This window comes from Campylobacter sp. CNRCH_2014_2849, assembly GCF_025772845.1.
GTDB lineage: Bacteria > Campylobacterota > Campylobacteria > Campylobacterales > Campylobacteraceae > Campylobacter_D > Campylobacter_D lari_D.
On sequence record NZ_JAKMSW010000002.1, the window covers coordinates 179,503 to 203,744 of the forward strand.

A 24,242-nucleotide genomic window follows, 5' to 3' on the forward strand; every position below is an offset into this window, starting at 1 on the left:
TTTACACCGTTCCTTTTTCATACATCGCTCTTAATTTCTCTTTTTCTTGTTTTTTCTTTACTTTTTCTAATTCTTTTTGACGATACTGCGTAACACTAAATTTAAACCATAAAAGTGCTGGACTTGCTACAAATATAGAACTTGCAGTACCTGCTACAATACCCACTATCATAGTTAGAGCAAAACCTTCTATCATAGATCCACCAAAGAAATAAAGCACTACAACAGTAATCAAAGTTAATCCCGTTGTTAAGGTAGTTCTTGATAAAGTTGCAGAAACTGATTCATTGATAATTAAATCAAGTTTTGAATTTTTACTTGTTTTAACACCTTCTCTAATCCTATCAAAAATAATAATCGTATCATTTAAAGAATATCCAAGCACAGTTAAAACAGCCGCCAAAATATCTAAATTTACATCTATTTCAAATAATGCAATAGCACCTAAAGTAATGACTATATCATGAATTTCACACACAATAGAAGCCATAGCAAAACGCCATTCAAATCTCACAGCCAAATAAATCAAAATAGCAATCAAAGAAATTCCAACCGCCATAAGACCTTTATTACGCAGTTCATCTCCTACTTTTGGACCTACTACATCCACGCGGCGCACTTCAAATTTACCTGTATCTTTTAACAAATTTGCAATACTTACTCCAATATCACTTCCCAAGCTATCGCTACTTCCTGAAAAACGAATAATAACTTCATTAGCACTACCAAATTCGGTAACACTAGCTCCTTTTAAATTTTCATTTATAGATAAAGCTTTACGAATTTCAGCCAAGGGCGCTTTTTGCTCATATTGAAGTTGTACCAAAGTTCCACCGGTAAAATCAATACCAAAATTCAAACCCTTAGTAAAAAGGATAAAAATAGAACCAAAAAATAAAATAAAAGATAAAGAGATGGCTGCAAATCTCATTCTCATAAAATCATAAATATGCTTTTGACTAAAAAATTGCATTAAGGTCTCCTATATCCAAACCATAATCTTGTATTATTGCTTTTTTCCATACGGTTCATAAACATTTCAAACATACCATGAGTTCCAACAATAGAAGTAATCATTGAAACTAAAATTCCAATGCTTAAAGTCACCGCAAAACCTTTTACCGCACCTGTTCCATAAGCATAAAGCACCACTGAAGTAATAAGCGAAGTAATATTAGAATCTAAAATCGCGCTCATTGCATGCTTATAACCATTTTCAACACTTTGCCTTATACTAGCACCCTCTCGCAATAACTCCCTAATTCTTTCATTAATAATAACATTAGAATCTACTGCCATACCTACAGTAAGCACAAGCCCTGCCATACCAGGTAAAGTTAAGGTTGCACCAAACATAGCCATTACAGCAATAATCACTAAAATATTTGCCACTAAAGCAATATTAGCAAAAATTCCTGCTATACCATAATACATCACCATAAATGCAATAACTAATATAGAAGCACCTGCTAGGGCTATCATACTCATTTTAATACTATCAGCACCCAAAGATGGTCCAACACTTCTTTTTTCAAGCATTTTAACCGGTGCTAAAAGTGCCCCACTTCTTAAAGCAATGGCCACATCATGAGCTTCTTCAACAGTAAAGCTACCACTAATTTGACCACTACCTCCACCTATTCTTTCATTAATTCTTGGAGCTGAATATACTTTATTATCTAAAACTATAGCTAAGCGTTTGCCTACATTATTTCCTGTATAGTCTCCAAATTTTTTAGCACCTTCTGAATTTAAGGTAAAATTAATCACAGGAAGATTATTACTTTGCGCAAAACCTACTTTTGCATCTGTTAGCATAGAACCATCAAGAATAGGTATAGATTTTACTAGATATTTAATTTGAGGATTTTTTGCATCTTCAAAAATTAAATCTCCATATTCAGCAGCTTGAGTTGGAGTAAGATTATTTACCTGATCCATTCTAACATCATCTACTTCCATTAATTGCAAATGTGCAGCTTTTGCAATAAGTTCTCTAGCTCTAGCCTCATCTGCAGCAGTTTTAATACCTGGAAGTTCGACTAAAATTTTATCCTCACCTGATCTTGCTACATTTGGCTCTGCAAGACCAAATTGATCAAGTCTATTTCTAATTGTTTCTACAGCTTGCAAAATAGCTTGTTCATGAGTTAATTTAATTTCTTCTTGGGTTAAAGAAAGTGTGTAGTGTAAATTTTCGTGTGTAATAGCCAAGCCTTTAATGTCTTTTAACAACAAATCAACCTTAGCTACATCATTTTCATCCAATAAACTAAATTCAATACTAGTATCATTTACTTTGATTTTATCAACAATAATATCTTCTTTATTGATAGAATAACTAAGAGAAGAGGCTATGGATTTAACCTTTGACTTAACTGCCTCTTCCACTTCTACACCTAATAACATATGCAAACCACCTTGCAAATCAAGTCCTAGGTTAATCTTAGCACCACTTTGGGTTTGCATAAAAGAAGGTATAGAAAAAACAAGCCCTATAAGAAAAACTACAAAGAAAATAATACTTCTATAAGTAATTTTTCCACTACGCATCAATTTTCTTTGCTATAAAATCTCTAGAAATTTTTACAACTACATTTTCATCATTAAGCTTAACTTTGATAAAATCCTCTTCTGGTTTTACCACCTCGCAAATTATCCCACCATTTGTGATGATTTTATCTCCTTTTTCTAAAGATGAAACCATCAATTTATGGTCTTTTGCTTGTTTTTGTTGTGGTCTAATAACCAAAAAATAAAAAATCGCAAAAAGCACAATGAGAGGCAACAATGAAGTCCAAATATTTCCGTTTTCTGCCATTTCTTCCCCTTTTTTTAAAGTTCATAAATTCTAATTCTACCACTTTTAAAATAATAAAAGCCTTTTTTTCTGCACTTTTATTGTCAAATTTTATTTATTTTTCTTTTTTTGAAAATTTACTTTTCGAATTTATCTCACCATTTTTAAGCATATATGGTTTAATTTTATTACTAAGAAACAAAAGTAAAGCAGGATATTTTTACACCGGTTTTTTTATAGGAATTTTATGGTTTTGGTGGATAGGTTTATCATCAATTTATTTTAATTTAGCTTATTTAATTCCTTTAGAAATTATCTTAATTGGATTAATTTATGGATTTTTGTTTTTTATATGTTTTTTTCTTAAATATGATTTTTTAAGACTTTGTGGAATTTTTTTACTTTGTTTTATTCATCCTTTTGGCTTTGATTGGCTAAATTGGGGTGTTTTAAGTGTATATGGAATCTTTGATGCAAGTTACCAAGGTATTATAGCTATGTTTTTGATTGCTTATTTTTATTATGAAAAATATATTTCAAGATATTATAAAATAGCAATTATTCTAATCCTTATTCTAATCGGAGCTCAATATAATCAAAAACAATCACAAACACTAAATTTAGACTATAAATTAATCCAAACTAATATCTCTCAAGATCAAAAATTCATACAAGAAAATTTACAAACTCATTCTAAAGATATATTTTATCAAATCAACAAGGCTATAAAAGAAGGTAAAGAAGCAATTATTTTTCCTGAAACTGCTTTTGCTTTTGCATTAAATAAAACACCAAGTTATTTACAAGCCTTAAAAGATTTATCAAAACAAATCATCATCATTGCAGGTGCTATAAGCACTACACCTAATCATCTATACAATAGTACTTATGTATTTGACAATGGCAACATACAAGTTTTTAACAAACATTATCTTGTACCTTTTGGAGAAGAAATTCCTATATTTAAAAACTTTTTTAAAAAATATCTTTTAAATATTGATGAATTTTCAAAAGGAAAAGAATTAAATCAATACACTCTAAATAATCAGCTCATCACTAATGCTATCTGCTTTGAAGCTACAAAAGAAAAACTTTACAAACACTCAAAAATCATCATCGCCATTTCAAATAATGCTTGGTTTAATTTTTCAAGTGAGTATAAATTACAAAATTTTCTAATGCGTTTTTATGCAAATAATTATAATGTAAGTATATATCATGCAGTTAATGGAAAAGAAAATGCAGTAATTAAGCCAAAAGAAGTATTGATTTTAAAGATAAAAGAAAAACTTTTAAAGCAAAATGAAGCTTAAAAGCTTCATTTTATAATGCCTTAAATTCATCAAGTGCGTCTAATTTTTCCCAAGGATAATCAGCCTGCCCCACTTGACCACGAGCAGCTACATCAGCATACATGAAAGTATCTTTACTTGGTTTATCAAGATTGAATTTATTTTTAATCCAATTTGGAGTTAATGGGAAAGTTTTCATCACAAAATCACTTAAAATATCATCATCTAATCTTGTATTTGTTCCCATGCAATCCACACTTACAGAAGTTGGTTTAGCCACACCTATAGCATAAGAAAGTTGTACTATACATTTTTTAGCAAGCCCTGCTGCTACGATATTTTTAGCAAGCCATCTTGCAGCATAAAGCCCACTTCTATCAACCTTAGTATAGTCTTTAGAAGATTGTGCACCACCTCCTATTGGAGCATAGCCACCAAAGCTATCTACTATAAGTTTTCTTCCTGTTAAACCACTATCATGTAATGAGCTGTGATTTACATATTTTCCCGTTGGGTTGATTAAAATTCTTGTTTTTTCTGGGCAAAAAAGCTCTTTTGGTAAATTTGAATCCAAAATCAAATCCATCACCAAAGCTCTTAAATCTTCTATTTTCATACTTTCAACACAAGGAGCCGAAACTACAATAGTATGGATACTTTGAGGTTTACAATTTTCAAAATTTTCTTTATTTGCATAATCAATTGTAACTTGAGTTTTAATATCTACTCCAAGTTTATCAGGATTGTTTTTTGCAAACTCATATACTTTATCACAAAGCATTCTAGCATAAGAAATAGCTGCTGGCATATATTCTTTTGCTTCATTGCTTGCAAAACCAAACATTATACCTTGATCACCTGCTCCAATCTCTCCATCTTCTTGATCAACACCTTGATTGATGTCAGGACTTTGCTCATTTAAAAATACCATTACATCTAAATCATCAGGGTGTAAACATTGTTTTTTGCTAAAATGCGGATTTCCATTGTAACCAATATCTACTAGAGCTTTTTTTACAATATTTTCATAATCTTGTTTTTCTAGTTTATATTTTGATTTAATCTCACCACCAATTACTACTTTATTTCCTGCTACAAAAACTTCACTAGCAACCCTTGAGTCTTTATCATGAGTTAAAAAGGCATCAACTATAGAATCAGCTACAATATCAGCACATTTATCAGGATGTCCTGCACTAACAACTTCAGAAGTAAATAAATACATATTTTATATTCCTTGCATCATCTTTTTCGTTAAATTAAAAATTTTCTAAAATATAATAACATAAGCTAACTTAAAAATCAAAAAGCTTATTTAAGCTTTACTTTGTTAGAATAAATTTAAATTTATCACTACAAAAAAAGGTAAGAAATGAGTTTATTTTCTTATGCAATCAAACGCTATAAAGATGGAAATCTTATTTTACAAATTTGCATAGGTATTGTTTTAGGAATTTTAGTAGGTATTTTTTCTAAAGATTTAGCTATTTTTGCAAATATTTTTGGTGCTTTATTTACAGGCGCGTTAAAAGCTATAGCGCCAATTTTAGTTTTTATTTTAATTTTAACAACCATTTGCACAAAAGAATTTAATCATGGAAGTGAGAAAATAAAACACATTATTTTCTTGTATATTTTTGGAACTTTTTTAGCTTCTTTAAGCGCAGTTAGTATAAGTTTTATCTTTCCTGTAGAATTAGTATTAACCGATATTGAAAAAGCTTCCACTACAAGCCCTGCGCATATAGGCGAAGTATTTAAAACCTTACTTTTTCAAGTAGTAGACAATCCGATCCATGCCTTATCTTCAGGAAATTATTTAAGCATATTAGCTTGGGCTATTGGTGGAGGTTTTGCTCTAAGACATTGTTCTAATGATGCAAAACAACTTTTTACTGATATAAACGAGGGTGTATTAAAAATCGTTAAATTTATAGTCAAGCTTGCTCCTTTTGGAATTTTTGGACTTGTGGCTAATTCAGTTGCTCAAACAGGAGCAGCAGGACTTTTTAGTTATATTAAATTATTAATAATTTTAGTTTTGACTATGTTTTTTGTAGCTTTTGTGATTAATGCTTTAATTGTCTTTGCTTATACAAAGAAAAATCCTTATCCTTTGATTTTTATTTGTTTAAAACATAGTGCTGTTTTTGCATTTTTTACAAGAAGTTCTGCAGCAAATATTCCTGTAAATATGGCACTTTGCTCCAAATTAAATATCAATAATAACCTATATAGCATTTCTATTCCACTAGGTGCTACGATTAATATGGCAGGAGCAGCTGTAACTATTGCTATATTAAGTCTTGCAGCAGCTCACACAGTAGGTATTGAAATAAATTTTTTACAAGCTATACTTTTGAGTGTTTTAGCTGCATTTGCAGCTTGTGGAGCTAGCGGGGTTGCTGGGGGTTCACTCTTACTTATACCACTTGCTTGCTCTTTGTTTAATATTGATTATGACATAGCTATGCAAGTAGTTGCGGTTGGTTTTATCATAGGGGTTATCCAAGATAGTGTTGAAACTGCATTAAATAGCTCAACAGATGTTTTATTTAGTGCTATTTGTTCAGATAATGAGCTTAATTTAAAAATTTAAGGAGGACTTATGAGGCATTTAATTACTACAAAAGATTTTAACAATGATGAAATCTTGGCTTTATTTAAAGAAGCAAAAGAATTTTTGGATGAAAAACCGCGTACATTTTTAGAAGGAAAAAGTGTTACAACAATTTTCTTTGAAAATTCAACACGCACTCAATCAAGCTTTGAAACAGCCGCAAGAAGACTAGGTGCTAAAGTTTTAAAATTAGATGTTTCAAGAAGTAGTTCAAGCAAAGGTGAAACACTTTTTGATACTGCTGCGAATTTAGATGCAATGGCACCAAGTGCTATTGTAGTTAGACACAAAAACTCAGGTGTACCTCATACTTTAGCAAATTATACTCATTGTCCTATAGTTAATGGAGGTGATGGTAAACACGCTCATCCTACCCAAGCTTTACTTGATCTTTTTACCATAATGGAGCATTTTGATTATAATGTCAAAGGTAAAAAAATAGCCATAGTAGGAGATATTAAAAACTCACGCGTTGCTGCTTCAAATTTAGAATTATTACCTCGTTTTGGTATAGACATTACCCTAGTAGCCCCACCTCATTTTATGCCAAATTATCCTATTAAAAAAACAAATAAACTAAAAGAAGTTATTGATGATGTAGATATTATCATGAGCCTTAGAACACAAACTGAAAGACACAATATTCCAACCTATGCATCGCTTAAAGATTATGCAAATGATTTTTGTATTAGCAAAGATTTAATAAAAGATAAAAATCTCATTATCTTACATCCTGGTCCTGTACATAGAAATATCGATATTAGCGATGAAGTAATGGCTGATAAAAGATGTAAGGTTTTAACTCAAGTTAAAAATGGTGTTGCCATTAGAATGGCTGTATTAAAAAAACTCATTTTAGAAAGCTAAAATCATGCAAAATTGGAACTTAAGTACATTATTTAAAGATGAGCAAGAATTAAATCTTTTTTTACAAAAAACCCAAGATGAAGCTTGTGAATTTAAAAAACAATATGAAAATAATCTTCATAGTTTAAGCAATGAACAATTTTTACAAGCTTTAAAAAACTATGAAGAATTAATCTTAAAACTTTCTCACATACTAACCTATGTGTATTTAAATTTTGCTCAAGATACTACCAAAGGTGCTTTTTATGCAAAATATGAAAATTTAAGTAAAAAAATAGAAGAAAATCTTTTATTTTTTGAACTTGAATTTTGTGAGTTAAAAGAAGAAAAAAGTAAAACTTTCATCACATTTTGCAAAGATTATGAGTTTTATTTAAATAATCTTATCAAAAACAAAAAACACAATCTTTCTAAAAAAGAAGAAAGAGTTATCCTAGCTCTATCAAGTACAGGTTCAAATGCATTTGCAAGATTATTTGATGAAACCTTTAGTGCTTTAAAATTTAATTTTGAAGGACAAAAATTAAGCGAGGAAGAAATTCTAAGCAAGCTTTATGATAAAGATAGAAGCATTAGAAAAAAAGCTTCAAAATGCTTTAGTAAAACCTTAAAAAAACAAAACAAGCTTTTAGTATATATTTTTAATATGATTAAAAGTGAACTTGCTAGCATTTGTGAGTTAAGATCTTATGAAAGTCCTGAAACTCCAAGACACATAAGAAATCAAATTTCTAAAAAAAGTGTTGATGCACTTATTAGTGCTAGCGAGAATAGTTTTGATATTGTTTCTAAATTTTACAATGCAAAGAAAAAAATTCTAGGGTATAAAAAGTTAAAAGATTATGATCGTTATGCACCTATTGGAAAAGAAATGCAAGTTGATTTTGATCAAGGAAAGGATATCGTTTTAAAAGCCTTTAAAAAATTTTCTAAAGATTTTTATATGATAGCAAAAGAAGCTTTTGAGAATAATTGGATTGATATCTATCCTAAAGAATTTAAACAAAGTGGAGCATTTTCTCACTCAAGCACGCCGCTAAGTCATCCTTTTATACTTTTAAACTATACCAACCAAAGACGCGATCTTTTCACCCTAGCACATGAGCTAGGCCACACTATACATCAAAAACTTTCTTATAAAGTAAGTTTTTTAAATCAAGATACACCGTTAACTACAGCAGAAACTGCTTCAGTGTTTGCAGAAATGTTGATTTTTGATTATATTAAAGAAAATTTAGACAAAGAAGAGCTTTTATCTTTATATGCAGCAAAAATTGAAGATATTTTTGCTACTCTTTATAGACAAATTAATTTTACTACTTTTGAACGCAGATTTCATGCTAAAAAAGAAGAGCTAAGTGCGCAAGAACTAAGTGAAATTTGGCTTGAAGAATCAAGAAAAATGTTTCAAGATAGCGTAGTTTTAACCAAAAATTATGACCTTTGGTATTCTTATATACCACATTTTATACACTCTCCATTTTACTGCTATGCTTATGCTTATGCACAACTTTTAGTTTTAGCACTCTATGGTCTATATAAAAGTGGCAAATGCTCTAATTTTACTTCAATTTATATTGAGTTTTTAAGTAGTGGGGGAAGCAAAAGCCCAAAAGAACTTGTAGCTATGTTTGGCTTTGATATAGAAAGTGATGAATTTTGGAATATAGGCTTAGAGCAAGTTAGGATACTAGTAGATGAATTTTTAAGGCTAAGCAATGATTGATAAAATTTTAAATAATAAAAATTTTATAAGTTTAATGCAAAAAAGCATTTATGAATGTTTGCAAATTTTAATCCAAGAAGATATTGAGTTTAATATCATTGTAAATACTAAATTTGTTACACTAGAACCTCCTTTACCACCAGAATTAGATGTAGTGAGTAAAAATCCTTATTGTCTTTTTGCACTTGGCGGTTATACTTTTAAATCTATAGTTTTAACAAATGAGCATATAGAATTTCATGCAGGTTTTGGACCTGATGATTTTGCAACCTTTGTGAAAGTAGATTTGGGAGCAATTACTCAAATTCAAGTTGAAGATAATATCATTTTTGTTAATTTTTCAAACTATTTCAAAAAGCAAAATGATCAAAAATTAAAAGAAAAATCTATGAATGCTTTTTTAAATAATCCTAACAATAAAGATTTATTTAAAAAATGAGTTTTTTTGAAGGTTTAAATGATAGCCAAAAAGAAGCTATCATGCATATTGATGGAGCTATGCTAATACTAGCAGGTGCAGGTAGTGGAAAGACTAAAACCATTACCACTAGACTTGCCTATTTAATCGATCATGTGGGTATTCCTGCACAAAATACCCTCACGCTAACCTTTACAAATAAAGCTGCTAATGTAATGAAAACAAGAGCCTTAGCACTTTTGCAAGATCAAAATTTACACAATCCCCTTTTATGTACTTTTCATAAATTTGGTTTGTTATTTTTAAGACTTTATAGCGAAAGAATTAATAGAGCAAATAATTTTGTCATTATTGATACAGATGATAAAAAGAAAATACTAAAAGATTTAGCTAGCGAAAATTTGCAAAGCTCTTTAGCAAGCATAGGTGCTTATATTTCAAATTTTAAAAATCAAAACAAAAGCGCTCAAGAAATACGCAAAGAATTAGAATTTTTAAAAGATGAAAAAAACAAAAATTACGAAGAAATCATTCATTTATATGAGCAATATGAGCATTTTTTAATCCAAAATAATTTCATGGATTTTGATGATTTACTCATGCTAACTAATAAAATTTTAGAAGATGAACAATTTGCACAAGAGCAAAGTCAAAAATATACCTATATAACAGTAGATGAGTATCAAGATACCAATGCCTTACAATATCAAATTCTAAAAAAACTTTGCGTGTCTCATGAAAACATTTGCGTGGTGGGTGATGATGATCAGAGTATTTATGGTTGGCGTGGAGCTAAAATAGAAAATATCTTAAATTTCAAAGAACAATTTAACAATGTAAAATTAGTCAAACTAGAGCAAAATTATCGCTCAACTAGCGCTATTTTGCAAGCTGCAAATGAGCTTATAGAGCATAATAGAAAAAGACTAGGAAAAACTTTGATTTGCACCAAAGATGAGGGCGAAGAAATTACAATTTTACAAAATGATGATGAAAAAATTGAAAGTTTTAAGGTTGCAAGAGAAGTTTCAAAACTTTTAAACTCGGGGATTAATCCTAGTGAAATAGCCATACTTTATAGAGTAAATGCCCTATCTCGTGCTCTTGAAGAAGCTTTTAGCAAAGAAAAAATTCCTTTTAAATTGCTAAGTGGAATTCGTTTTTATGAAAGAGCTGAAATTAAAGATATTATTTCTTATTTAAGATTGCTTTCAAATTTAAATGATGATTATTCTTTTAAACGCATTATCAACCGCCCTAAAAGAAACTTTGGTAATGCAAGTTTAGAAAAGCTAGAAAATTATGCTAAAGAAAATCATTTGTCTTTATTTGAAAGTCTATGTGCTTTGCAAGGAAGTGGTTTTTTTAGTAAAAAAACAGACAAAGAGTTAGAAAAATTCATACTAAGCATACACAAAATCAAAGAAAAAGATGATTTGCTTGCAATGATTTTAGCCTTAGAAGAAGAATTTAAAATCAAAGAATTTTATAAAGATAATCCAGAGGGTGAAGATAAACTTTTAAATATAGATGAACTTTATGCTAATTTAAAAGATAAAATTACTCATGGAAATTATAATGGCTTAGATGATATTTTAAATGAAATTTCTTTACTTAATGAGCAAGATGGACTTGATAAAGAAAGTATTTGTATTATGAGTATTCATGCAAGTAAAGGACTTGAGTTTGATTATGTTTTTATCATAGGTTTAGAAGAAGGATTTTTCCCACTCACTAGCGAATCAAGCAATATAGAAGAAGAAAGAAGACTTGCCTATGTAGCAATCACTAGAGCCAAGAAAAAACTTTATTTAAGTTATGCTAATTCTAGATTTTATAAGGGAAGTCGCACAAGATTAGAAAAAAGTAGATTTTTTGGTGAGAGTAATGTAATCAAAAAAGAATTAACACTAGATCATCAAAAAAATTGCTACAAAAAAGGCGATTTAATCAAACATAAAATTTTTGGCATAGGCAGAGTCACTGGGGTAAGTAAAATAGGTGCTGAAGAAAAACTCACGATTAATTTTGGAGGCATAGAAAGAATGATAATGTCAAGTTTTGTGGAAAAAGTGATATGAATAAACTTTTTGTAGCTTACAAACCAAGTGGTATGAGTTCTAATACTTTTTTAGGCAAACTCAAGAAAAAATATAAAAATAAAAAAGCAGGTTTTTCAGGAACACTTGATCCTTTTGCAAAAGGTGTTTTACTCATAGCCTTTGATCAATACACAAAACTTTTTCGTTTTTTTGATAAAAATCCAAAAGTTTATAAAGCAACACTTTGGCTAGGCGTGCATTCACTAAGCCTTGATAATCAAAATATCAAAGAAATCAATCTTATAAATGCTTTTGATGAGCAAATTTTAGAACAAATTAAAAATGAACTTTTAGGTAAAATCACCTACACCCCACCCGCATTTTGTGCAAAAAAAATAGATGGAGTGCGCTCTTATGAGCTTGCAAAAAGAGGTTTTGAAGTCAATTTAAAATCCTGCGTTATGGAAATTTTTTATACTAAAATTTTACACTATAACCACCCCTTTTTAACCATAGAAATAGCAGTTAGTGAGGGTTCTTATATACGCTCTTATTGTGAATTATTTGCTAGAAAACTTGGTATTAAAGCCACATTAAGCTCATTAGAGCGTTTAAGCGAGGGAAGGTTTTTTTATGAGAATGAAAAAGAGTTAAATCCTTTAGCTTATTTAAATCTTAGAAAAAATACGATAAAATACCCCCAAAAATTACACAATGGACAAAAAATATTTTTGGACGATTTGGAAATTCAAGAAGAAGGTAGCTATATTTTAGAAGAAAAAGATTTTTTTTCTATCATTTCTATCCAAGATAATCAAGTGCAATATTATTTAAATAAGGTATTAAAATGTTAATTTTATCAAGAAAAGAAAATGAAAGTATAAAAATCGGAGATGATATAGAAATCAAAGTAGTTCAAACAGGCAAAGGCTATGCTAAAATAGGCATCGAAGCTCCAAAGTCTTTAATGATACTACGCAAAGAGCTTATCGAGCAAGTAAAAAGTGAAAATTTACATGCAATTAGCGATGAAACGATAAAACTTGACGATCTAAGTAAAAAGCTTAAAAAATGAAAGCTTACGCAAAAGCTAATATTTTTTTAAAAATTATAGGAATTGATTTAAGATCTTATCATTTATTACAATCACGCTTTGTTTTATTAAAAGATATTTTTGATGAGCTAAGCTTTAGTGATGAAAAAACTAAAGAAGGATTTGAAATCACTGGAAATTTTACTCAAGATACTATCATACACAAAGCTTATAAAGAATTAGAAAATTTAGGTTTTTCTAATGAGTTAAATGAATTTTTTAAAGACAAAAGTTTAAAGCTTACCAAAAACATTCCCATAGGTGGAGGCCTTGGTGGAAGTAGCACTGATGCGGTTGTATTTTTATTAATGATCAACGAAACTTTAAATTTAAAACTCAACCAACAACAACTTAAACAAATCTGCCAAAAACTTGGCTCTGATTTAATCTTTTTTTTAAGCGGATATGATAGTGCAAATGTTAGCGGGTGTGGCGAGATTGTAGAATATTTTGAAGATGATTTTGCCCAACTTGATTTTACTTTTCCAGCTATTGAATGCTCAAGTGCAAAAGTATATAAAGCATTTGATGAAAGTTCATATGATTTAACAGCGAATTTAAATTTAGCCAAAACACTTAAAACACTCAAAACAAGTGAAATTTTAGAGTATAAAAATACTGATTTAAACGACTTATTTGCTCCTTGTGTAAAAATTTATCCTAAAATGCAAACTTTTCTTAATGAGGCTTATTTTTTAAGTGGAAGTGGAAGTGGAGTTTTTAAGGCTAAATGATGAAAAAAACTATAGTAAAAAACAAAAAAGCTTTTTTTGATTATGAAATTTTGGAAAAATTTGAAGCAGGTATTGTTTTAAAAGGTTCTGAAGTAGTGGCATTAAGAGCTAGTAGAGCAAATTTGAAAGATTCTTTTGTGCGTATTATCAAAGGTGAAATTTTCTTACTTAATGCTCATATTTCTCATCTTAGCACCACTCATTCTTTTTATAAGCATGATGAAAAAGGTGCGCGAAAACTTTTAATGCATAAAAAGCAAATCGATAGGCTTTTTGGTAAAATTAGCACCCAAGGCTTTACTATAGTGCCATTAGAACTTTATTTTAATGAAAAAAATAAAGCAAAAGTCTTAATAGCCTTAGCCAAAGGAAAAAACTTACACGATAAAAGAGAAAGCTTAAAGAAAAAACAAGCAGATCTTGAAGCAAGAGCTGCTATGAAAAATCATTATTAAAAAAGGATTTTGATGAAAAAATTTACTTATTTGTTTTTTACATTTGCTTTTGCATTTTTAATAAGTGCTTGCTCAAGTGAAGAAAAAATCGAAAATGAATTTGCATTTGCTGAGTATAAAATGGGTGATGAAATTCTTTTAAAAAGTGTCAATGGTGGTGAGAAAACCCTAGTAAGAACACAAAATGGTTTTACAGTAAAAGGTGAAGAGAGTAAAATTTTAATGTTTGATTTTTTTGGAACCTTTTGCACACCTTGTCAAGAAGAAGCCACTCATCTAACAAGTTTGTGGCAAAAAAATGCTGACAATTTTATCATCATAGGACTAAGTCATTTTGAAAATGTTAGCGATCAAGCTGTAAAAGATTTTGCCATTAAATATGGGGCGTATTATTTCTTAAGCAATTCTAAAGAAAATGATAGAATTGTTGCACAAGCATTAAAAGATATCAACTATCAAAGCATGGAACAACTTCCTTTTAAAGTAGTTTTAAAAGATGGAAATTATCAAGATCTAACAGATTTTTGGAATAAAGACTCAAAAAGTTATGTGAAATATTATCTTGGAAAAGTTTCTACTGAGATTATGCAAGAAGATATTACTAGGATATTAAATGAGTCTAAAAAATGAAATTTTAGAACAACAAAAACTAGCAGAACCTAAAATGTTTAAGGTTTTGCTTTTAAATGATGATATTACCACCATGGATTTTGTAATTGAAATTTTAATGAATATTTTTCATCATGATTTTGAAAAAGCAAGTGCAATTATGCTTGAAATCCATCATCAAGGAAGCGGAGTTTGTGGCATATACACAGAAGAAATTGCACTTAGCAAAAAACAGCAAGTTGACATGGCAGCGAAAAATAAGGATTTTCCACTCCAAACAAGGATAGAAGAACAATGAAATATAAAGAATTGATTGACTCATTTATACCAAATGCAAGACATTTAAGCTTTATCAATCATCATGAATTTATCACTTGTGAGCATTTGCTTTTTGCTTTAGTTAAGCTTAGCAATGATTTTAAAAATCTACTTGAAGAAATCGGAGATGGTGATTTACAAGGCTTTGAAAATGAATTAAAAAATTATCTAGCTAAAAATAATGAAATTTTAAAAAAAGAAATAGAACCTATTTTTTCTGTGATCTTGGAAAATATATTACACAAGCTAAATGCAAAAAATCAAACAAGTGTGATTGATTTTATCATTGCACTTTGCAAAGAAGAAAAAGCTTATTCTTATAATATCTTAAAAAAACACCTAATAGAAGAAGAAAAAATAAAAGAATTGTTACAAAATGCTGAATTTGAAAATTTAAAAACCCATACCATAGAGCTAGTTGAGCTTGCAAAAAAAGGCAAAATAGATCCTGTTATAGGTAGGAAATTTGAACTTGAAAGAATGATGCAAATTCTAAGCCGTCGTAAGAAAAATAATCCTATTTTAGTTGGTGAACCAGGTGTTGGTAAAAGTGCTATTATAGATGGGCTAGCACTAGCTATAGCTGAAGAAAAAGTGCCAAAACATTTAAAAAACTCAAAAATTTATAGCCTTGATATGACAAGCTTGCTTTCGGGGACAAAATATAGGGGTGATTTTGAAAAAAGGTTAAAAGATATCATTAAAGAATTAGAAAATATCCCTAATGCTATTTTATTTATAGATGAAATTCACACCATAGTAGGAACCGGCGCAAGCAATGAAAGTCATGCAGATATGTCAAATTTATTAAAACCTGCATTAAGTAATGGCAACATCAAATGCATAGGTGCAACTACTTTCATAGAATACAAAAATACCTTTGATAAAAACAAAGCTCTAAGTAGAAGATTTGCAAAAATTGATATAGATGAGCCAAGCGAAGAAGAGTGTTTTTTGATCTTGCAAGGCTTAAAAAGCAAATATGAAAATTTTCACAAAATCAAAATCAGTGATGAAATTTTACAAACAAGCATAAAACTAGCAAAACAATTTTTACATGATAAATTTTTACCCGATAGTGCAATTGATTTAATTGATGAACTTGGCGCAAGCTTTGCTTTAGAAGATAAAAAAAGTAAAAAAATAGTAAAAATAAAAGATTTAGAAAATACTTTAGCAAGAATGACACATTCTCATAAAATTTATGAAAGTGATCAAGGTAAAATCTTAAAAAATTTAGAGCAAAACTTAAAGCAAAATATTTTTGGACAAGATGAAGCCATTAAAGCTTTGTGTTCTATTTTAAAACAAAGCTATGCGGGGTTAAAAGGCAAAAATACCCCAAAAGGCGTGTTTTTATTTACCGGTTCAAGTGGAGTTGGTAAAACCGAACTTGCAAAAAATTTAGCACAAATTTTAAACCTTAATCTTGAAAGATTTGACATGAGTGAATACTCGCAAAAACATGATGTGAGCAAACTCATAGGAACTTCAGCAGGTTATGTGGGCTATGAAGATGGCGGCTTGCTTAGTAATAGTATTAGAAAAAATCCATTTAGCGTAGTCTTATTTGATGAGATAGAAAAAGCTCATCCTGATTTAACTAATACCTTTTTACAAATTTTTGATAATGCAAGTTTAACAGATAATAGTGGATTAAAAGCTGATTTTAAAAATACTATTATCATTATGACTTCAAATTTAGGTCTCAAAGAAAGTAATGAACTTGGTTTTTTAAGCAGTGATAAAGAAAAAAGTAATAAAGCCATAAAAGATTTCTTCGCACCTGAATTTATCAACCGTATAGATAAAATCATTCATTTTAATGACTTAAGTCAAGAAATTTTAGAACAAATCGTTCAAAAAGAACTAGATTTAATGGCAAAAAATTTAAACAACATCACCATGGAAGCTGATAAAAAAGTAAAAGAATTTCTTGCTAAAAAAACTAATAATAAAGAATTTGGAGTAAGATTATTAAAACGCATTATTGCCGAAGAATTAGGCGAGAGATTAAGTGATGAAATTTTATTTGGAAAATTAAAAAATGGTGGTAAATTAAAACTCAAACTTTCCAAAAATGAAAAAATTGAATTTGTATTCTAAACTTTTAAAAAGCCCTGATGATGCGCCTGTTTTTATTAGTGAAAAACTAGAAGTAGATTTTATATCTCATGCTTATAGCTTAGGGCTTTTTCCATGGACTAGCAATCCTGTTACTTGGTGGTGTCCTTCTCCTAGAATGGTGCTTTTACCTGATGAAGTGCGCATACAAAAAAGCATAAAAAAAGCTTTAAAAACTTATGAAATAAGACTTAATTTTGATTTTAACTCGCTTATCAAACATTGTGCAAAAAGAAAAAAAACTTGGATAAGTCAAGAATTTATACAAGTTTATACAAAGCTTTTTGAGCAAAATTTAGCTCATAGTGTTGAAGTTTATGAAAATGATATTTTAATTGGTGGTTTATACGGACTTATAATAGGTAAAATATTTTTTGGTGAAAGCATGATAAGTCTTAAAAAAGATGCCTCAAAAGTAGCCCTAATAAGACTTTGTGAGCTTTTAAAACCATATGATTTTTTAATAGATTGTCAAGTGCCTAATGAGCATTTAAAATTTATGGGTGCTAAAGAAATGACAAAAAAAGATTTTTTGAAAACACTAGAAAAAAAAGTTTCACTTGAAAGTGGCTTTAAAAATTTCAAAAATTTACTATAAAAAGATATACTTATACATAAATAAAATTGCATAAATATTTTGGAATGATTTTTGCTTTTAGTCTATAAAAGCTTTATTTTAAAGGAAAAATTATGATAAGCCCTTTTAAGTCAAAAGAACTTATTGTTGATGCTTTAGCAGGAAGAAACCTAAGAAGTCAAATGATTAATTCTAACCTTGCAAATGTTGATACTCCTTTTTATAAAGCAAGAGATATAGAATTTGAAACTGCTTTAGTTAATAGAGCAAATGAAATTTTCAAAAAAAAAGATACTAAAGAGCTTGAATTAGCAAGCACAAATACGAATCATCAAAAACCTTGGAAATTTCCAGATCCTAATAAATCAACTATTTATTTAAGAGATGGGCATTTGGCAAGAAATGACGCAAATACAGTAGATCTTGATGTAGAAACTACTGAAATGAGCAAAAATACTATGATGATTTCTGCTTTAGATGGTATTTTAAGAAGACAAAGTAATATTTTTTCAACCATCATAGAAACAAGCTCTAAATTAGGCTAGGAGAAAAATAATGGCTTATTTAAGTGATTTTGATATTAGTGGATATGGACTTAGTGCTCAACGCTTTAGAATGAATGTAATTAGCTCAAATATAGCTAATGCTAATACTACTAGAACAGCAGAAGGTGGTCCATATAGAAGAAGAGAAGTGATTTTTAAAGCAACTGATTTTAATGAATTACTAAATAAACAAATCGCTAAAGATAATAATTTTTTAGAATATGAAAATCCTTTAAACGATCCTGCTTCACAAAAAGATGCAAAACCTGCTATAATGAGCGTAGTAGTTGATAAAGTTGTAAGAGATGATAAAGATTTTCGTATGAAATTTGACCCATCTCATCCAGATGCGAATGAACAAGGTTATGTTGCTTATCCAAATATAAATCCTGTTATTGAAATGGCCGATTTAATAGAAGCAACAAGAGCTTATCAAGCTAATGTAAGTGCCTTTACTAGCACCAAAACTATAGCACAAAGTGCGATAGATTTACTAAGAGGTTAATAAATGAACACTATTAATGGTATAAATCAATTTAACAATGTTAATAACAAAAACAATAATAACAACACAAGCAACATAGGAGATGAGTTTTCGAGTTTATTAAAAAATTCCATCAATGATCTTAATAAAACTCAAGAAACAGCTGAAGCTGCTATGGTAGATATCGCAACAGGTGAAGTAAAAGACTTACACCAAGCAGCAATTGCGATTAGCAAAGCTGAATCAAGTATGAAATTTATGCTTGAAGTTAGAAATAAGGCTATAAACGCATATAAAGAAATTTCAAGAACTCAAATTTAATATATGCTTTCAAACACCATTAGAAATAGAGTTTCAAAGGTAGCTTTTGCTTTTTGTATGGCTCTATTTTTTATGGCCTTGTTTTTACTTTCTACTTTTTTTCTAACCTCAAAACGCCATATACCAAATACTCAAAAAGAACAATATTTTTCCGCTCTTAGAGGTAATATCATCACAAGCGATAATTTTACCGTAACTTCTAGTAGGCAAATTTATAGAGCTGAAATTGATCTAAGGAGCTTGAATCCTGATAAAAAGGATTTATTTTTAACTCTTTTTCAAATTTATAGTGGCGCAAGTGATGAACAAATGCAAGATATAAAAAAAAGAATGCTTGCAAAGAAAAAAAGAAGTTATAATTTTATTTTACTCCAAGATATTAACTCAAAAGACGCAAGTTATTTAAAAGAACTAGCTAAAAAACTTTATACTCAAGGTTTTTTTAAATCTTTCACAAATAATAATGGCAGAGTGGAGACAAGAGGGCTTGATATTATAGAACACAAAGAAGATCGTGTATATATGCCAAAAGATTCACTTACTCCAATCATAGGCTACACAAGAACCTATATGGATGAGCAAAGTGAAATTTTTAAAAATGTCGGCATAAAAGGTTTGGAAAAATACTATAATGAATGTTTAAATCCTTTGCAAAATGCTAAAATTCAAGGTTTAAGAGATATAGGTGGTAATATTATCTTAAATTTGCATTCTTATGAACAACGCAAAATAGATGGTTGTAATTTATACTTAAATATTTCCTTAAAACTTCAAAAAGGTTTAGAAAAAGCTATCGATAAAAGAAATGAAGATCTAAAAGCCAATGAAATTATAGTTGCCATCATGGAAAGCAAAAGCGGAAAAATTCTAGCACTTGCTAGCTCAAGAAGATACGATCCGCAAAATCGCGGAAAAGATCTATCTGTGCTCAATGCAAGTGCCATAGAATATGGCTATGAAGCAGGATCTGTTATAAAACCTTTTATATTTACCACTGCATTAATGCTTGATAAAATCAAAGTTGATGAAATCATTGATACTCAAGGTGGACAATACAAACTTGGTCGTTTTACCATACGCGATGATCACAAAAAAAACAAAATGAGCATGGAAGAAGTTATTACCTACTCTTCAAATGTCGGTATGATTAAAATTGCCCAAAGATTAAGTAATCTTGAAATTATCTCAGGCCTTAGAATTTTTCGTTTTGGAGAAAAAAGCGGTATTGATCTTCCTTATGAGCAAAAAGGAGAAATACCAAATCCAAAAAGATTAAGAGAAGTAGAAAAATCTGTATTAAGTTATGGTTATGGCTTGAAAACAACTTTTATACAACTTTTAGCTGCTTATAATGTATTTAACAATGATGGAATTTACATCACCCCACAAATTGCAAATAAAATTTATCAAGATGGGCGTTTAATAAAACTTGATGATGAAGTTAAAAAAGAAAAAATTCTTTCAAGCAAAGCTGCCAAAGAAATGCAGCAAATTTTAATTAATGTTATAGAAAAAGGAACCGGTAAAAAAGCACGAACTCAAGGTATCATTATAGGTGGAAAAACGGGTACAGCTAGGATTGCTGAAAGAAAAGGCTATACTTCAAATCGCTATAATGCCTCGTTTTTTGGCTTTGCAAATGATGAGAAAAATACCTATACCATTGGAGTTTTAGTAAGACATCCTACCAAAGCTTATAGTTATTATGCCGCACAAAGTGCTTTACCTATGTTTAAAGATACAGTAAATCTTTTGATTAAAGAAAGTTATTTAAAACCAATAGAAAACAAAAACAATGACATTAAAAAATAAAATTACAATAATAATCTTTTTTTATATTGATTTTTTGTTTCGCTTATTTAAAACATTGGGTTTTATTATTTATAACTTTACTTGTGTTTTTAATTATATTGTATTTACTCAAACTGCAATCAAAAAAGATAATCCACAAACCAAAAACAAAAGAAACTCTTAAATATTTGATACTATCAGATATTCCGCTTAAAAATATAGATACAAGCAATGTTGACAATATTGAAGGAGTGTTTTAGGATATAAGATCCAACAAGCTCTAAATAACTACAACAAAAAAGCTTAAAATTCATTGCTGGGATGTTTCAAATGTATTATGGATGGAATATGCATTTTTTTGTGAATCTATTTTCAAAATTCCTTTTTCAAAAACTCCAAAATTTAATCAAGATTTAAACAATTGGAATATTGATAGTGTTATAAACACACAAAGTATGTTTAGTGGATGTATAAATTTCAATCAAAAACTATCAAACTGGAATTTAGAAAATATCCCGAGAAAAAAATATATGTTTTTTAATACCGCTATAAAACATTAATATAAAAACTATATTTTTACTTGATTTAAAATAAACTCTATAAACTCATCACTATCATTAGGACATTTAATAAGCTCATAATCGCTTTTTGCTAAGTGCCTATATTCAACTCCAAGCTCAAAAATCGTTTCAGAGCAATCTATACAAAAAGATATAGGATAAATCAAAGCTTTTTGATCTAAACTTTCTAAAATATCACTTGTGTTAGGCTCAAGCCATTTAACTGGACCTAGTTTTGATTGATATGATAAAATGATTTGGTCAAATTTATTTTTAAGTTTTCCTTTTAAAATATCCACATGCTCTTGCACATGTTTTTCATACAAATCACCTTTTTTAATCACTGAAAGTGGTAAAGAATGCGCAGAAAAAATCAAAGTTTTATAATCGTATTCTCTTTTTTTTTCTAAAATATGCTTTATAATCATTTCATTATAAAGTTCATCTTTATAAAAAACATCAATGATTTTTACATTAGCTTGGTTTTGGATATTTCTTAGCTCATTTTCCACTACTTCTAAAGAACTAGTTACAGTGGTTTTAGAATGATGAGGATACAGAGGAAATAAAATAATTTCATCATTTTTTTGAAAATCATATTTTGAAAAAACCTCATTTGCAAAAGGTGGTACATAAAGACTAATAAAATCGAATTTATATTCTCTAGTTTTAGAATTTAATTTATCACATAAACTTTGTGTGATTTGAGTAAGTGGGGATTTCCCACCCATTTTTTCATAGTTTTGTTTCATAGCTTTTAATCTTGATTTTCTTATTATAAAGGCTACAAATTTTCTTAAAAAAACATTTTTTATCCCTAAAATATAAGGATCATTAAACATATTTTTTAAAAAAACTTCACATTCGTCAAGTTTATTCACTCCACCCATATTTAAAAAAAAGACATATTTCACTATCAAACACCTTCTAAAATTTCTTGTACTCTCAAAGCATCTTCAATGCTAGCCAAATTTTCACAAACCCCATTTTGTAAAAACTCGAAAAAAGCCTCATGCTCAGCATATAAAGGAGAATTTTTATATAAATTTGGAATTTTTTGCATATTAATAAAAAGTTCAAAATTTTTAAGATCAAGTTCATAAGTATGTTTTTTACCTAAAAGTGTGATCTTTCTTATAATGCATTGTCCATTCCAACTATCATGGATATTTGCTAAAATATTTTCCAATTTTAAACTTATCATTACCTCATCTTCAAATTTATCATGATGAAAGCTTTTATAAACATTTGCTTTTAAAATTTGTTCTTGACTTAAAAATCTAACTAAGTCAATATCATGCACACTAAGATCACTTAAAACACCCACATCATTTATTCTTTGTGGATAAGGAGAAATTCTTTGTATGTTAATACTTATAATCTCATCTTCTAAAAGTTTTTCTTTTAAAGTTAAAATAGCCGGATTAAATCTCTCACAAAAGCCCACCCCTACTCTGACTTTATTTTCTCTAGCTTTTTGCTCTAAAATTAAAATTTCATCTACATTTAATGCCAAAGGCTTTTCTATTAAAACATTTTTTATTTTAGGAAAAACCTTTAAAGCTATATCTAAATGCGTATGAGTAGGCGTGGCAATGATAACACCATTAAGATTTTGTGCTAAAAAATCATCAAAATTTTTATGAAAAAAGTGTTTAAATTTATCTTTACAAAAAGGATCATAAAGATGAATTTCTTTTACTTTTAAATTACGCTCGAGTTCTCTTAAATGGTTTTTACCCATTTTACCAAGGCCTATAAGCCCTATTTTCATTTAAAAGCCTCAATCACTCTAGCTTGGTGCTCTTCTTTTAAAAATGCACTCATAGGTAAGGATAAAATTTCATCACTTAATAGCTCCGTATTTGGCAAATTACCTTTTTTATGAGCAAGATAATCGAAAGCTTCTTGCAAATGAAGCCCCAAAGGATAATGCACCGCAGTAGGTATACCTTGCTCTTGTAATTTTTGCATGAATTTTTCTCTATTCTTTACACGCACGCTATATTGAGCCCAAGCACTCACAAAATCATCTTTTTTTGGCGGTAAAATACAATTTTTTAAATTTTCATCATAAACTTTTGCTATTACTTCTCTTTTTTTAATCTCTTCATCTAAGTATTTTAATTTCACATTTAAAACAGCCGCTTGGATGGTATCAAGCCTTCCATTAATACCGATGTATTTATGCTTATATCTTTGCACTTGTCCATGATTTAAATAAATTTTTATTTTTTGCGCTAATTCATCATCTTTGGTAAAAATCGCCCCGCCATCTCCATAAGCACCTAAAGGCTTAGACGGAAAAAAACTCGTGCAAGATATATCAGCTATAGCACATGATTTTATACCCTTTTGACTAGCTCCAAAACTTTGCGCACTATCTTCTATCAAAGCAATGTTTTGACTTTTACAAAGTTCTTTTAAAGCAAATATATCAGGCATAAGCCCAAAAATACTCACAGCAATTACAGCTTTAGTTTTAGGCGTGATAGCGCTTTGAACTTTTTCTAAGCTAAGATTATAATCTTTAAAATCAATATCTACAAAAACAGGCTTAGCACCGATTAGAGCAACCATTTCAGCCGTAGCTATAAAGGTAAAACTTGGCACTATTACCTCATCATCCCTACCCACACCCAAAGCCATCAAGGCTAAAAATAACGCGCTTGTACCACTTGAACAGCCTATTGCATGTTTAACACCTACATATTTAGCCAAATTGTTTTCAAATTCTTCTAATTTTGTACCACCTATAAAAGAGGTGCTTTGTAAAACTTCACCAATAGCCTCATCGATTTCATTTTTATAAGCATTATATTGAGCATTTAAGTCTATAAAAGGAATTTTCATTATATTAACCTTA

26 protein-coding genes are annotated in these 24,242 nt (G+C 29.3%); 19 read left to right on the forward strand and 7 right to left on the reverse strand.

Features of this window, described 5'->3' with window-relative positions:
- Position 1: 1 nt before the first annotated feature.
- Genes secF through yajC form a run of 3 tightly spaced genes read right to left on the reverse strand, consistent with a single transcriptional unit; the run spans position 2 to position 2,821 of the window.
- Complete coding sequence (gene secF, locus L8X33_RS02305; RefSeq protein ID WP_220566868.1) at positions 2–973, reverse strand: protein translocase subunit SecF; 972 nt, start codon at positions 971–973, stop codon at positions 2–4.
- Positions 973–2,553, reverse strand: a complete 1,581-nt coding sequence (gene secD / locus L8X33_RS02310; RefSeq protein ID WP_263669839.1) for a protein translocase subunit SecD — start codon at positions 2,551–2,553, stop codon at positions 973–975. The genes secF and secD overlap by 1 nt, the downstream gene beginning before the upstream one ends.
- Complete coding sequence (yajC, locus tag L8X33_RS02315) at positions 2,546–2,821, reverse strand: preprotein translocase subunit YajC (RefSeq protein WP_039618686.1); 276 nt, start codon at positions 2,819–2,821, stop codon at positions 2,546–2,548. Before yajC ends, secD begins: the two co-directional genes overlap by 8 nt.
- Between yajC and L8X33_RS02320 the strand changes: the two genes are divergently transcribed.
- Entirely contained in the window at positions 2,791–4,113 is a 1,323-nt protein-coding gene (locus tag L8X33_RS02320) for an apolipoprotein N-acyltransferase (protein WP_263669840.1), read from the forward strand. The two genes, yajC and L8X33_RS02320, sit on opposite strands and share 31 nt — an antisense overlap.
- A 10-nt stretch (positions 4,114–4,123) precedes the next feature.
- Here L8X33_RS02320 and metK read toward each other — a convergent pair whose 3' ends face one another.
- Positions 4,124–5,317 (reverse strand): methionine adenosyltransferase, encoded by a 1,194-nt coding sequence (gene metK / locus L8X33_RS02325; RefSeq protein ID WP_263669841.1) that lies wholly within the window; start codon positions 5,315–5,317, stop codon positions 4,124–4,126.
- A gap of 147 nt (positions 5,318–5,464) precedes the next feature.
- Between metK and sstT the strand changes: the two genes are divergently transcribed.
- The 18 genes from sstT to L8X33_RS02415 all read left to right on the forward strand — a co-directional run bounded on the left by sstT (position 5,465) and on the right by L8X33_RS02415 (position 21,376).
- Positions 5,465–6,691, forward strand: a complete 1,227-nt coding sequence (sstT, locus tag L8X33_RS02330) for a serine/threonine transporter SstT (protein WP_263660132.1) — start codon at positions 5,465–5,467, stop codon at positions 6,689–6,691.
- A 9-nt stretch (positions 6,692–6,700) separates the two neighbouring features.
- Positions 6,701–7,579: an aspartate carbamoyltransferase catalytic subunit gene (locus L8X33_RS02335; protein ID WP_039664243.1), complete on the forward strand. Its 879-nt coding sequence runs from the start codon at positions 6,701–6,703 to the stop codon at positions 7,577–7,579.
- A gap of 4 nt (positions 7,580–7,583) precedes the next feature.
- Positions 7,584–9,305: a M3 family oligoendopeptidase gene (locus tag L8X33_RS02340; RefSeq protein WP_263669842.1), complete on the forward strand. Its 1,722-nt coding sequence runs from the start codon at positions 7,584–7,586 to the stop codon at positions 9,303–9,305.
- A complete protein-coding gene (locus L8X33_RS02345; protein WP_074691700.1) occupies positions 9,298–9,744 on the forward strand; it encodes a hypothetical protein in 447 nt (148 codons plus the stop codon). The genes L8X33_RS02340 and L8X33_RS02345 overlap by 8 nt, the downstream gene beginning before the upstream one ends.
- Positions 9,741–11,804 (forward strand): ATP-dependent helicase, encoded by a 2,064-nt coding sequence (locus L8X33_RS02350; RefSeq protein ID WP_263669843.1) that lies wholly within the window; start codon positions 9,741–9,743, stop codon positions 11,802–11,804. The genes L8X33_RS02345 and L8X33_RS02350 overlap by 4 nt, the downstream gene beginning before the upstream one ends.
- Positions 11,801–12,619 carry a tRNA pseudouridine(55) synthase TruB gene (gene truB, locus L8X33_RS02355; RefSeq protein ID WP_263659033.1) on the forward strand — a complete coding sequence of 273 codons (819 nt, stop codon included), beginning with the start codon at positions 11,801–11,803 and terminating at the stop codon, positions 12,617–12,619. Before L8X33_RS02350 ends, truB begins: the two co-directional genes overlap by 4 nt.
- Positions 12,613–12,840 carry a carbon storage regulator CsrA gene (csrA, locus tag L8X33_RS02360; protein ID WP_012661763.1) on the forward strand — a complete coding sequence of 76 codons (228 nt, stop codon included), beginning with the start codon at positions 12,613–12,615 and terminating at the stop codon, positions 12,838–12,840. The genes truB and csrA overlap by 7 nt, the downstream gene beginning before the upstream one ends.
- The gene (locus L8X33_RS02365) at positions 12,837–13,592 is read left to right on the forward strand and encodes a 4-(cytidine 5'-diphospho)-2-C-methyl-D-erythritol kinase (protein WP_263669844.1); all 756 of its coding nucleotides are present in this window, start codon (positions 12,837–12,839) and stop codon (positions 13,590–13,592) included. The genes csrA and L8X33_RS02365 overlap by 4 nt, the downstream gene beginning before the upstream one ends.
- On the forward strand, positions 13,592–14,047 hold the full coding sequence (gene smpB, locus L8X33_RS02370; RefSeq protein WP_039668585.1) for an SsrA-binding protein SmpB: 456 nt from the start codon (positions 13,592–13,594) through the stop codon (positions 14,045–14,047). The genes L8X33_RS02365 and smpB overlap by 1 nt, the downstream gene beginning before the upstream one ends.
- Positions 14,048–14,059: 12 nt before the next feature.
- Complete coding sequence (locus L8X33_RS02375; protein ID WP_263669845.1) at positions 14,060–14,677, forward strand: TlpA family protein disulfide reductase; 618 nt, start codon at positions 14,060–14,062, stop codon at positions 14,675–14,677.
- A complete protein-coding gene (locus L8X33_RS02380) occupies positions 14,661–14,954 on the forward strand; it encodes an ATP-dependent Clp protease adaptor ClpS (RefSeq protein ID WP_263660137.1) in 294 nt (97 codons plus the stop codon). Before L8X33_RS02375 ends, L8X33_RS02380 begins: the two co-directional genes overlap by 17 nt.
- Complete coding sequence (locus tag L8X33_RS02385; RefSeq protein WP_133318694.1) at positions 14,951–17,080, forward strand: AAA family ATPase; 2,130 nt, start codon at positions 14,951–14,953, stop codon at positions 17,078–17,080. The genes L8X33_RS02380 and L8X33_RS02385 overlap by 4 nt, the downstream gene beginning before the upstream one ends.
- Positions 17,055–17,696 (forward strand): leucyl/phenylalanyl-tRNA--protein transferase, encoded by a 642-nt coding sequence (gene aat, locus L8X33_RS02390; RefSeq protein ID WP_263669846.1) that lies wholly within the window; start codon positions 17,055–17,057, stop codon positions 17,694–17,696. The genes L8X33_RS02385 and aat overlap by 26 nt, the downstream gene beginning before the upstream one ends.
- Positions 17,697–17,788: 92 nt before the next feature.
- Positions 17,789–18,220 carry a flagellar basal body rod protein FlgB gene (flgB, locus tag L8X33_RS02395; protein WP_263666131.1) on the forward strand — a complete coding sequence of 144 codons (432 nt, stop codon included), beginning with the start codon at positions 17,789–17,791 and terminating at the stop codon, positions 18,218–18,220.
- Positions 18,221–18,230: 10 nt separating this feature from the next.
- Positions 18,231–18,725: a flagellar basal body rod protein FlgC gene (flgC, locus tag L8X33_RS02400; RefSeq protein ID WP_133318691.1), complete on the forward strand. Its 495-nt coding sequence runs from the start codon at positions 18,231–18,233 to the stop codon at positions 18,723–18,725.
- Positions 18,726–18,728: 3 nt separating this feature from the next.
- A complete protein-coding gene (fliE, locus tag L8X33_RS02405) occupies positions 18,729–19,025 on the forward strand; it encodes a flagellar hook-basal body complex protein FliE (protein WP_133318690.1) in 297 nt (98 codons plus the stop codon).
- Between the two features lie 3 nt (positions 19,026–19,028).
- On the forward strand, positions 19,029–20,837 hold the full coding sequence (locus tag L8X33_RS02410) for a peptidoglycan D,D-transpeptidase FtsI family protein (protein ID WP_220566884.1): 1,809 nt from the start codon (positions 19,029–19,031) through the stop codon (positions 20,835–20,837).
- A 287-nt stretch (positions 20,838–21,124) separates the two neighbouring features.
- Positions 21,125–21,376, forward strand: a complete 252-nt coding sequence (locus tag L8X33_RS02415; RefSeq protein WP_263669861.1) for a BspA family leucine-rich repeat surface protein — start codon at positions 21,125–21,127, stop codon at positions 21,374–21,376.
- An 8-nt stretch (positions 21,377–21,384) separates the two neighbouring features.
- Here the strand turns inward: L8X33_RS02415 and hemH are convergent, their stop codons facing one another.
- From hemH to L8X33_RS02430, 3 genes are read right to left on the reverse strand one after another with little or no spacing between them, the layout of a single operon-like run.
- Positions 21,385–22,290 (reverse strand): ferrochelatase, encoded by a 906-nt coding sequence (hemH, locus tag L8X33_RS02420; protein ID WP_263669847.1) that lies wholly within the window; start codon positions 22,288–22,290, stop codon positions 21,385–21,387.
- Positions 22,291–22,292: 2 nt separating this feature from the next.
- Positions 22,293–23,150 (reverse strand): Gfo/Idh/MocA family protein, encoded by an 858-nt coding sequence (locus L8X33_RS02425; RefSeq protein ID WP_263669848.1) that lies wholly within the window; start codon positions 23,148–23,150, stop codon positions 22,293–22,295.
- The gene (locus L8X33_RS02430; protein ID WP_263669862.1) at positions 23,147–24,223 is read right to left on the reverse strand and encodes a DegT/DnrJ/EryC1/StrS family aminotransferase; all 1,077 of its coding nucleotides are present in this window, start codon (positions 24,221–24,223) and stop codon (positions 23,147–23,149) included. Before L8X33_RS02430 ends, L8X33_RS02425 begins: the two co-directional genes overlap by 4 nt.
- Positions 24,224–24,242: the final 19 nt, after the last annotated feature.